We start from the raw sequence: 12,310 nt of genomic DNA on the forward strand, positions 1-12,310 counted from the left end.
AACTTTACAACTCCCCGGTTAATTTCGGTCAACTTCACGAAAGCTTTAAAAACCTAGTAAATATCAGCAATCTTTTTAAAGATTTGGTGAATTATACTGCTTTACTCTATTCGGAGCTAGTGAAATTATCTATCATCACAAATAAGCCTAAGTAAATTCTAGGTAAAAAAGCACTGACCTCTTTCTAACCAGGGAGTTAGTTACTGTGAAAACTACTACTATTTTATTCTCGCTTCCAAATTGGGAATCTTTAGGAGCCAACGCATATAGGTTCTCTCTGCACCCTCAAGATACGGTAATTAGAATTAATTGACTAAAATAAACTTAGCAATTTTCTCTATAAAAACCAAAAGTTCCTGTTTGAATTCTTGAAAATAAATTTATAATTTGGAGAACCTCATATGGCTAACGGCAAAGCGCTTTTTCAAATCGATCCTCCCGGATCTAACATTCATAACAGCACTTATAATAATGGTTCGTTCAGCTTCAAAAACGAATCGCAAAATGGTCTTAAAATAGCAAATATTTCTCTGGATTTAAGTACAGCAATATTCCCCGATCTAGTTTTCGATCCCTATGGTCAAGCAGGCGATCCTGTTGGTAAAGACTTTCAAGTCAACAACGAAGGAGGAACCGGGTACAACGGCTTCAGTTACGACAGCCTTCATGACGATGGCTACGACGTTGTCAACATTAATTTTACGGACTTCGATCCAGGAGAAAACTTTTCCTTCTCGATCGATAATGACCCCACCAGCGTGCGCGGGATGCCCGCACCCGGTCCGGGTGAATCTGCTAGTATTTCCGGTTTAGAACTAACAGGTGCAACCATCACCATCACTTTCGAGGACGGCAGCATTACTACAGCGAGAACCTTCCGCAAACCAGACAGTCTTGATGGTTCCCAAGCCTACGTTCAAGCGCAACTACCCGTTGCCCCAACTTTAGAAATAGTCGGAGTCACTGGTTCTAATAGCATTGTCAACAATGCCAACCAGATAGCGCGGATTAGTGGTCCAAGCGGTGAAAAGGTGCGCTTGCTACTCGTCGAAGGAGCTTTATTTACAGATAACGGCTACGTTTTCGATCCCGATCCCTTTGAAGCTAATACAGCGATCGGGGTCAACGAGTTTTCCGGCACAATCGGTGCAGATGGCACCCTAGATATTCCCGTCACGCTAACAAGATCGGATGATGAAGGCGGGCTAAACCACCTTGTCGCCGTTATCGAAGATAGTAACGGAGTCACTGGGGAACTTTCGACAATTTCCGTTCTCGAATATCTGCCTGACTCGAACCCGGCAAACCCATCTCTAATTATTGAGGCGAATGGGGTTGCAGTCACCGAAGGTGGCGCTGGTGATAGCTACACCGTTGTCCTTGGCAGCGCGCCCACATCGGAAGTGATTGTTAATCTGAGTAATAACGGGCAAGTTAGCACCAATCTCACCCAACTTAGCTTTGATGCCAGTAACTGGAATCAACCCCAAACCGTCACGGTGACAGCAGTTGACGATAACGTGGATGAGGCTGATGTTCATACTGGTCAAATCGTCCACACGATCGACACCACTGACCCAGACTATAGCTCACTCAGTCCTGAATCGTTAAACATTGCCGTAAGTGATAATGACACTCCTCCACCCCCATCAAGCAATGCAATTCGCATCAATGTCGGTGGTGGTGAGTATACCGATAGCAATGGTAATCTTTGGGCAGCAGATTCATTCTACGCTAATGGCAAGACCTACAGCATCGGTCGCAATATTAGCGGTACTAACGACGATGCCTTGTATCAAAGCGAGCGTTACGCTAAAAACCTAGCTTATGACATCCCAGTCGATAACGGCGATTACCAAGTCAAGCTGCACTTTGCCGAAATTTACTGGAACGCTTCAAACAAAAGGGTTTTTGACACTTATATAGAAGACCAGTTAATTCTCAATGATTTAGACTTGTACGACATTGCTGGAAAAGATACTGCTTATGTCTATCAGTCAGATGTGACAGTTAACGACGGTCAGTTAGATCTGGACTTCTCCACGTTAAAAGATCATGCCAAACTCTCAGCGATCGAGTTAATTCCGCTCGTCAAGGTTACACCAAACGTTATTATTCAGCCAGATAACTTAACTGTTAGCGAAGGTGGCGGCGGGCAAAACTATAGTCTGGTTCTCACCACAGCCCCGACATCGGAAGTAACTATTAATCTGAGTAACAACGGGCAAGTTAGCAGCAACCTCAGCCAACTTAGCTTTGATGCGAGTAACTGGAATCAGCCCCAAACCATCACGGTGACAGCAGTTGACGATAACGTGGATGAGGCTGATGTTCACACTGGCCAAATCGCCCACACAATCGACACCACTGACCCAGACTATAGCTCGCTCAGTTTACCATCGCTCACCGTTGCAGTTAATGATAATGATAGCAATGTACCACCACCGAGCAATGCGATTCGCATCAATGTCGGTGGTGGTGAGTATACCGATAGCAATGGTAATCTTTGGGCAGCAGATTCATTCTACGCTAATGGCAAGACCTACAGCATCGGTCGCAATATTAGCGGTACTAACGACGATGTACTGTACCAAAGCGAGCGTTACGCTAAAAACCTAGCTTACGACATCCCCGTCGATAACGGCGATTACCAAATCAAGCTGCACTTTGCCGAAATTTACTGGAACGCTTCAAACAAAAGGGTTTTTGACACTTATATAGAAGACCAGTTAATTCTCAATGATTTAGACTTGTACGACATTGCTGGAGCAGATACGGCTTATATCTATCAGTCAGATGTGACAGTTAACGACGGTCAGTTAGATCTGGACTTCTCCACATTGACAGATAACGCCAAACTCTCAGCGATCGAGTTAATTAGTCTAAGCGAGCCTAACCCAGGATTGGAGATTCAAGAGACGAATGGTAGCACTGATGTAACCGAAGGTGGTAATAGTGACAGCTATAGCGTCGCCCTCAAAACAGCTCCCAGCGATACAGTGACAGTGACTTTAAGCAACAATGGGCAAGTCAGCACTAACCCAACTCAGCTTATTTTCACGCCAGAAAATTGGGATCTACCCCAGCTTGTCACCGTCAGCGCCGTAGACGACACAGAGGACGAAGCAGCAACTCACAGCGATCTAATTACTCACGCGATCGCCAGTGCTGACAATAATTACGGTTCGCTCAGTCCCATATCGATCGATGTGAGTGTTAGTGATAACGATACCGATATAGAACCTCCTAACCCAAGCGTCATTCGGATTAACGCTGGCGGTTCAGAGTATACCGATCCCCTTGGTAATGTCTGGGAAGCAGATCAACACTTTATCGGTGGCGGTACTTACAGCACTACTGATGACATCGTCCATCCCGACGGTATCGAAGACGATCCAATCTACCAAACCGAGCGCTTTGGTACTAACTTCTCCTATGCCATTCCCGTGGATAATGGGGCATACCAGGTCAAATTACATTTTGCAGAAATTTACTGGGAAGATTTCAACCAGCGCGTTTTTGATGTCTCAGCAGAAGGCATACTGGAGATTGACGACCTTGATATTTACTCGGTAACAGATAATGCCTTCTTTGAAGGTCACGATACAGAGTACACCAGCTCAATTCCTCAAGTAGTGGTTCAGGATGGAGTTCTCAATCTAAACTTTGTAGCGAGCAAAGACAACGCTAAAATTTCGGCGATCGAACTTATCCCCATCTCAGGTCCACACGTCATTCTGGAAAATATTGACCCCGATAACACTATTTATGAAGGAGGAATTGAAGGGTCAGATAGCTACCAGTATTCAATTGAGCTTAACTCCCAGCCATCATCAGATGTGACGATTCATCTGGATGGGAACAATAGCCAAATTTCCCTCAGCCACAACAGTGTCACCTTCACTCCGAGCAACTGGAATCAACCGCAAACAATTACGCTAACGGCTGTGGATGATGAAATTGAAGAGCCGAATCAGACCGTGTATATCAGCCATACTGCAATCAGCCAAGATGATGATTACAACGGCATCAGCATTGAAGATCGACCCGTGCAGGTGAAGGATGATGACGGAGTTGAACCTGAATTTGAAATAATTAAGACCATTTCCTCTAATAATCCCAGCACCGCAGCTTGGGGTCCCGATGGTCGTCTCTACGTGGGTTCAGCCTACGGCGGCAAAATCACAATTTACGAGTTTGATGACGATTACAACGTTATCGACACGCAGCAGGTTAACACTCTCCAAGGTTTATCCAACTCTAGTATCTTGGGAATTGCTTTCAATCCCTACGATACTTCTGATTCACCTACCATTTACGTCACCCATAGCCAACTTTATGCCAATGGTGGTGGTGCTTTCCCCGAAACTGAACTTTCTCCCTATAGCGGTCAAGTTTCGCTCCTCGAAGGTCCTAATTTTTCAAGCTTAACACCGTTAATCACTGGGCTACCTGTCTCGAATCACGATCACGGGATTAATGGTATTGACTTCGATAACAACGGCGATCTCTACATTGCTGTCGGTGGTAATACTAACGCTGGGATTGAGGCTAGTGCGATCGGTGGCATTCCTGAATCACCTTTCTCGGCTGCTATTCTCAAAGCAGAAATCAGCAAGCCTGATTTTAACGGTGCGATCGAATATACTCTACCTGATGACTTTGTTCCCCCAGACGGACTCACATTTGACCCGGCAGATAGCCAAACTTGGGGCGATGAGGCAACTGTTGTACCTGGGGTGGATATCTCGGTTTACGCTAGTGGTCTACGCAACCCCTATGACTTAGTTTGGGGAACTAATAACAAGCTGTATGCTACAGATAATGGTGCTAATGGTGGTTTTGGTCAGAAGTCTACATCTGCAACGACCCAAGAACCTTTTAGTGGCGGGTCCGAACCCGACCAATTGCACGCGATCGAAGAAGGTAAATATTACGGTCATCCCAACCGTAGTCGTGGTCAGACAGATCCGGTGCAGAATGTGTATTATGGTGCAACCGATCCTGAAAATCCAGCCTTCGAGTCGCCCCTTGCCTTATTTAGTCCTTCTACTAACGGGATTGCTGAATATCGTGCGGAGGCATTTGGAGGAGGGATGCGCGGCACGCTTTTGGCTCAAAAGTACAATGGTCAACTCTATAACATAGCATTGAATCAGGATGGTAGTGATGTAGACCCACTTACGGGCGATAATGGTGTAACTCAGGTTAAGGATATTTACGGGAACCATGCGGCAGATGGGCTTGATGTAATAATTGGTCCGGGCGGTGCGATTGTTGGTGTAGACTACCAAGAAGATAACTTGACTGTGGCTACACCTGTTGACCCGACGGCGGTTAATCCTTCTGCTTATGATATCTTCCCTTGGCGCGCTCCGGCTGTGGGTGGTAATGAGTTTGTGATTGGTGGTCTCAATTTTGACCCGAATGATACGAGTGTGACGATTGGAGGCGAGTTGGCAAATATCACGTCTGTCTCGGATAATCGCATTCGTGGTATCCTGCCAAGTTTTGATAATCCAACCAGTGAGTTACTTGATGTGGTTGTCAGTAGCGGTAGTACAACTTCGGTGATTGAAGATGCTTTCTTGCCTTTGACGGGAGCGGCTGTTTTCGTTTAGCTTGATTGGAAGCCCACTCTGTAATTTTTAATTCAGAGTGGGAGATGTCACGTTAACTAGCGTGGGGAGGAGGGGACTGGGTTCAGTTATCACGTACGGTGCATTTACTAGTTTATCCCCCTCTTCCAAGTCCTGCTTGTTTCCCAATCCCGAATTCCCAATTACCCAATCCCCAATCCAAGGGTCCCCAATCCCTAATCACCAAATCTATCCCAACGAAACGCTTCTAAGAGACGATCTCTTTTTTCTTCTAAAATTAAATCGGTAATCAGTTTGGCGGTAATTGGTGCAAGTAAAATGCCGTTACGATAGTGACCAGTAGCAAAGGTTAAATTTGTTAGGGGACTAGCACCGAGAATGGGTAATTCGTCGGGAGTTGCCGGGCGAAATCCCCACCAAAACTCTTGAATGGGAAAATCTTTTAAGAGGGGGTAAAGTCGAATTGCTCGATTTAACAAGGTATTTACTCCCGCAGGAGTCATTTCTGGCTCGAAACCGACATCTTCCACTGTAGCGCCGATCGCGATTAAGCCGTCTCGACGAGGTACGATGTAGCAGTTATCTCCAAAAAGTATCCGTTGGAGAGGTAGTTCGCTAAATGAGTTAGGAACCCGCACGGAGAGCATTTGTCCTTTGAGCGGATAAACTGGCACTGAAAGAAGATTACCAGCCCAAGCCCCCGCAGCAAGAATGTAGTGGGAAGCAGAAAATTCGCCTTGGTTAGTTATGAGTGTGGTAACTTGACTTTGGTGTTGGGGAATGGCTTGAACTTCGACATTTTCGCGTAAATCTACACCTAACGCGATCGCCGCAATTTTGAGTGCTGTAGCTAAGGCGCGACGATTGTCTACTTGGGAATCTTCAGGATACCACCAACCGCCGACAATTTCTGAACCTAAATTTGGTTGAAATTGATGAATAGCATCTTTGTTTAGCCAAAAAGCTGTAATTTGCTCGGGAGTCTGATAAACTGGGGCGAGAATGCCGCATTGCCAATATCCGGTTTCGATTCCGGTGAGCGATTCGAGTTTGCTAGTCCAGTCAGAATACATGGCGCGGCTACGCAAACACAAATCTAACATTGGTGCAGAGTCAATTGCTTCTGCTTGAGGTGCAAGCATTCCGGCGGCTACATGAGCCGCAGCTTCGGAAAAATTGCGGCTGAGGACTGTTACTGATTCTGAAGCAGAATGCAGTTTTAATTCTACGGCTAGGGAAAGTCCAATTATGCCACCACCAATAATAATTATGTCAGTAGATTGATTCATATAGCTCAATTTAATATAGTCGCTATTAAACAGTTTGCCACTTTCGTAGGCAGTAAAATCAATTAAAAGCTAAAAACTATGACCAAGCTGGAAATGGATCTCGCTGCTTACTCAATGTCTCTTCTCCAACCAGAGTGCTAATCTTAGGAGTATATTTTCCTTGACAAGCTGTGTATTTATTTTTTTCTGTACTCTTAGCGCGAAGATAATCGATCGATGACTACGACTGAATCTCCAGTAATTCCCCGCTATAATCCTGACGCAATCAAAGCGCACAATCCTGGGAAGGGTTATTTCTTCTTAGGGTTATTGTCTAATGCTTTGGTTTGGGGCGCTGCGATTACTTATCTACAAGTTACTGAGCCGACTTATACTAGCGAGTGGGCAATTAGTCTTCCGGGAATTGATGCGACGACGAGTGTGGAAGTACCGGGAATTGGACGTGCTGATTCTCAAAGTGAGTCGCCTTATCGTCATGATAATCACGATCCGAGGGAAAATTATAAGTTTATTGCTGAAAGTGATGAGGTGATTACTTCAGCCGCTAGTCAGGTGGAGTTACCGAAAGAGGATTTTGGCGAACCTCGGATTAAAATTGTGGATAATACAACCTTGATGCGGTTTGAGATTCGCGGAGATAGTCCTCAACAAGCCCAAGAAAAGGCGATCGCCTTTCAAGATGCTTTCCAAACTAAGCTCGAACAACTGCGACTTCAGGAAATTGAACAGCAAGATAGTGGTTTAAAGGATTTGCTTAAAGAGTCACAACAAAATTTGCTCTCAGCGCAAAAGCGTTTATCTGAGTATAAAGCTAGTTCGGGTTTGAGTTCCTCAGAGCAGTTACGGGATCTTTCAATTAATATTGAAGAATTACGCCGACTGCGAGCGGAAACTTTGGCTCAGTTACAGCAGGTTAGCGGACGCTTTCAACAATTATCTCAAGATTTAGAGCTATCTACTACTCAAGCTAACGATTCTTTTGTCCTTAAATCCGATCCTTTGTTTCAGCAGCATTTGGCTGATTATAATCGCGCTAGTACCGAGTTGGCAACTTTACAATCGAAGTTTTTACCTCTTAATCCGACGGTAATCGCCAAACAGAGAGAAAAAGATACTGCGGAAGCGGCTTTGTTAAGACGTAGCGCGGCTTTGTTAGGACAACCTGTAAATGGCTCTACTCTAGAATTACCAGATCTTGCTAACAGTGGTGAAGCGAGTGCGCGAGATACTCTTTCTCAAGAGTTGATTTCGCTACAATCTCAGCAGCAAGGATTGGCTTTACAAGCGCAAGAGTTAACTCGTCAAATCGAACAACTGGAAAGTCGTTTAAAATTGCAAGCGCAGCAAGAGTCAGGATTGGAAAATTTGCGTCGCGATGTGCAAATTGCGGAAGCGGTGTTTACTTCGACGTTAACTAAGTTGGATTTGAGTAAATCGAAGATTGCTTCTTCTTATCCCCAAACTCAATTACTGATCCAGCCAAGTTTACCAGATGAACCGACTGCCCCGAAAGTAAAGTATGTTTGGTTGGGTACGGCAATGTGTTCTTTCTTTTTAACTACCGGAATGATATCTTTGTGGTGGCGATCGCACCAAATCCACAAACAACAGCAGCAAAAGCCACAACCAAGCGAAATTGTTAATTTACCTGTTCTGAAACGTTAACTTATGCAGCCTTTGGTTTCGGTGATTATTCCTGCTTATAATGCCGAATCAACTATCTTAGAAACAATTCGATCGGTTCAACAACAATCTTATGCTCGTTGGGAGATAATTGTTGTTGACGATGGTTCGCGCGATCGTACTTTAACCATTCTCCAAGCTATTGTCGAACCTCGTTTGCAAGTTTTTACTGGCGATAATGCAGGTGCAGCCGCCGCCCGGAATCGTGGTTTAAAGCTTGCTCAAGGCGAGTTTATTGCTTTTTTGGATGCCGACGACCTTTGGACAAAGGACAAGCTACAGCTTCAATTAGAGGCATTAGAAAAGCATCCTGAAGCGGGTGTAGCTTACAGTTGGGCTAGTTTTATCGACGCAAACGGTAATTTTTTGTATTACCAGGAACCAGTTTTTTATCAAGGTAATGTTTACCAGCAAATGTTGTTAGTTAATTTCTTGGTTTGTGGTTCAATTCCTTTAATTCGCAAGCAAGCAATTGAGTCTGTCGGTGAATTTAATTCAGAAATAAAATCGGCGCATGATTGGGATTTTTGGCTAAGATTAGCAGCTAAATATCCGTTTGTTTTAGTTCCTAAATATCAAACTTTTTACCGTCAATTTCCTGGTTCGATTTCGGCTAATATAGAAGCCAGAGAAAAATATAGTTTGCTGGTAGTAGAAAAAGCTTATCACAATGCTGGCGAAGATTACCAATATTTAAAACCGCAAACTTTAGCTAATATTTATCAATTAATTGCTCGATTGTATCTCGACCGTCAAGGAGATTCGCAGGCTGGTTTACAAGCAATTAATAGATTAGCACAAGCCAGCCAATTAAATCCAAAATTGTTATTAAACTTTAAGTTTCTTCGCTTAGTCTTAAAATCGGTGCTTATTCAGTTACTACCACCACAATTATCAAATTATTTGGTCAGGAAATTGCGTCAGTTTCGCGCAATTTATGACACTAAAATTAAAGCCAGTTCCAGTTCGTAGTGAGGACTTTATTTTCTATCTTACAGCGCTAAAGCACTAACTACCAACTTGATTTTCTCAGTTCGTAGTGAGGACTTTAGTCCTCATCTTACAGCGCTAAAGCACTAACTACCAACTTGATTTTCTCAGTTCGTAGTAAGGACTTTAGTCCTCATCTTACAGCGCTAAAGCGCCGACTACCAACTTAATTTCTCAGTTCGTAGTAAGGACTTTAGTCCTCATCTTACAGCGCTAAAGCGCCGACTACCAACTATACTTTTGGTAAATTCAATTCCTTACTAGCAGACACAGGTTTTTCTTCATAAACAGTCCCCTCAACCTCACTATAAACATCCAGCAAATAATCAGGACTAAAATAAGTAATAACTCGACCGCAAAAAATTAGCAACCAAGAAACCAAAGCAATTGGAATTGCTATCGGTAAGTAAATTAATTGCAAAAATCGGACATTTTTAACTCGACGTAAAATTGGGAAAAGATTACCAATTCTAGTTTTCAACTTAACTGGCAGTTTAACAGCTTGAGGCTGTTTATCAAAATCATTTAACAAACGCTGCATCAAAACATTATCTCTACCAATTAACAGAAAACGCCAGAAAAAATGATTCCAACCATTCGGAGGTGCGTGAGTAGCTTGAGCTTTTGGTAATCTTAAAATATAATCGCCTTGGCGGATTAAACTTTCTGCATGAATCGAACAATTACCGCGATACAGAGGTAAACCAGAAGTAATCGGATTAGCGAGGAGAAAATCGCGACGAAATGCTACATTATTGCAATAATATCTTGTCGATTCGTAAGCTTGTTTTCGTCCGGAAAAACCATTAAAAATGTAAGCAAAGTGCATCGCTAAACCGTAAGGGTTATCCCCGCGAGTAGCTGTTTCTCCCGCGACTACATTCACTTGCGGATTTTCCGTAAAAGCTGCTAAGATATCGTACAGCCAATTGGAAGAATAAACGCAATCCGAGTCGGATAAAACAATTATGTCTCCGGTAGCGACTTTTGCGCCTTCCATTTTTGCTTGATAGTAGCTAATTCCTGGAGGAGCCTGGTGTAATTTTAACCAAGGAAAACGCGATCGCAACTCTTGTAATACCTCTTGCGGTGTATCCCCACTATCAACGATTATAACCTCATTCGCCTCTGCTGGGGAAGGATTTTGTCCTACCAATGAATTTAGAGACAGATACAAATCACCCAAATCTGCTGTAGAAAGATTTTCCGTTTCTAAAATAATCGAAAAGCTTGGTAATTTAATTTTAGTTGTTCGTGCATCCAATTTCATCTCTACTCCTCACCACTAATTTTTGCTGGTTTACGACAAAACTAAGCTTCTCACTCCCAACTCCTGAAGACTATTTTTATCTTACGGTCGCACACCTAACCGCCTTTTTAACTAAAATTTAGTAATTCTGCCCAAAAAGTATAGCATAATTGTTAAAACCACAAAAGTATCCTCAACTTTTGTAGCCCTACTGGTGTGAGCAGATGAAATATCTCAAAAAGTTTCAAGATAAGCTAAAGCAATCCTTAGCTAATCAGTTTATTCGCAATCTCAGTTGGTTGGGTGCTTCAGAAATAATTATTCGCATTTCTCGACTACTTACTACTTTTGTTTTAGCACGTTTTCTCTCCAAATACGACTACGGTTTAGCTGCTATTGTCTTAGCTACCCATGAATTTGTCCAAGTTTTTAGCCGCAACGGAATTGCTGCTAAATTAATTCAAGCTGACGCAGAAGAATTACCTGAATTGTGCGATGCTGCTTATTGGCTTAACTGGGTGGTTTTTTCAGCTTTGTTTGTCATTCAATGTTTAGCAGCTTTTCCGGTGGCTTGGTTTTACGGCGATAATAATTTGATTCTCCCAATTTGCGCCTTAGGCTTAACTTATTTAATGATTCCCTTCTCGAATATCAATTCTTGTTTGATTAGACGAGAAAATCGCTTACAAATTCGGGCGCTAGCACATACAGTCGGAATTTCAACAGGCAATATTTTATCTTTAATTTTAGCTTACCTTGGAATGGGCATTTGGGCAATAGTTTTACCACAAATATTAGTTGCTCCTTTATGGCTTTATATTTACCTTATTTATCAACCTTGGCGACCTAGGAGAAAGTTTAACATCCATCGCTGGAAGGAAATCTTTGATTTTGGGCGTAGTATTCTCGGTGTAGAGTTGTTAGACACCTTACGCAAAAACTTAGATTATTTGTTGATTGGTCGTTTTCTGGGAATTAGCCAGTTAGGGATTTATTACTTTGCTTTTAATGCAGGTTTGGGGATTAGCTTAAGCATTATCAGTGCAATCAAGTCCGCAATTTTACCTCATTTATGTTCGTTGCGAACTGATTGGCATGAATTACAGAAACAATATTATAAAAGCATTAAAATCATTGCTTTAATTATTATTCCCGTAGTCTTGTTACAATCTAACCTAGCACCTTTTTATGTTCCCATTGTCTTTGGCGAAAAATGGATTGAAGCCATACCTATTTTAATGATAATTTGTTTGTCGGCAATTCCACGTCCCTTTGGTGATGCAGCTTCCCAGCTACTCGTCGCTTTAGGTAGACCCGATTTAGACTTGCGTTGGAATATAATTTTTACGGTGATTTTTACTCTTAGTTTGCTAGTGGGCGTACAATGGCAATCAATGGGAGTAGCAGTTACAGTTTTAGTGGTGCATTTGGTAGCAATACCTGGATTTACTGTTTGGGCAACTCGTTATGCTTTTAAAGCTAGTAAAATATAGTTGAGT

The 12,310-nt window shown here is 42.9% G+C and carries 6 protein-coding genes; 4 read left to right on the top strand and 2 right to left on the bottom strand.

Translation table 11 applies throughout. From position 1 onward, the window contains the following. Positions 1-401: 401 nt before the first annotated feature. Positions 402-5,621, top strand: a complete 5,220-nt coding sequence (locus G3T18_RS13090) for a malectin domain-containing carbohydrate-binding protein (protein WP_224411006.1) — start codon at positions 402-404, stop codon at positions 5,619-5,621. Between the two features lie 194 nt (positions 5,622-5,815). Here G3T18_RS13090 and thiO read toward each other — a convergent pair whose 3' ends face one another. After that, on the bottom strand, positions 5,816-6,889 hold the full coding sequence (thiO, locus tag G3T18_RS13095) for a glycine oxidase ThiO (protein ID WP_224411007.1): 1,074 nt from the start codon (positions 6,887-6,889) through the stop codon (positions 5,816-5,818). Positions 6,890-7,105: 216 nt separating this feature from the next. On the opposite strand from thiO, the gene G3T18_RS13100 reads away from it, so the two are divergent. Next, positions 7,106-8,554: a GumC family protein gene (locus G3T18_RS13100; RefSeq protein WP_224411008.1), complete on the top strand. Its 1,449-nt coding sequence runs from the start codon at positions 7,106-7,108 to the stop codon at positions 8,552-8,554. A 3-nt stretch (positions 8,555-8,557) separates the two neighbouring features. Beyond that, positions 8,558-9,544: a glycosyltransferase family 2 protein gene (locus G3T18_RS13105; RefSeq protein WP_224411009.1), complete on the top strand. Its 987-nt coding sequence runs from the start codon at positions 8,558-8,560 to the stop codon at positions 9,542-9,544. Positions 9,545-9,794: 250 nt separating this feature from the next. On the opposite strand, the gene G3T18_RS13110 is transcribed toward G3T18_RS13105, so the two are convergent. Beyond that, positions 9,795-10,832, bottom strand: coding sequence for a glycosyltransferase family 2 protein (locus G3T18_RS13110; protein ID WP_224411010.1), 1,038 nt, complete (start codon positions 10,830-10,832; stop codon positions 9,795-9,797). A gap of 203 nt (positions 10,833-11,035) precedes the next feature. On the opposite strand from G3T18_RS13110, the gene G3T18_RS13115 reads away from it, so the two are divergent. Next, positions 11,036-12,304 carry a lipopolysaccharide biosynthesis protein gene (locus G3T18_RS13115; protein WP_224411011.1) on the top strand — a complete coding sequence of 423 codons (1,269 nt, stop codon included), beginning with the start codon at positions 11,036-11,038 and terminating at the stop codon, positions 12,302-12,304. Positions 12,305-12,310: the final 6 nt, after the last annotated feature.

The organism is Oscillatoria salina IIICB1, assembly GCF_020144665.1.
Taxonomy (GTDB): Bacteria; Cyanobacteriota; Cyanobacteriia; order Cyanobacteriales; family SIO1D9; genus IIICB1.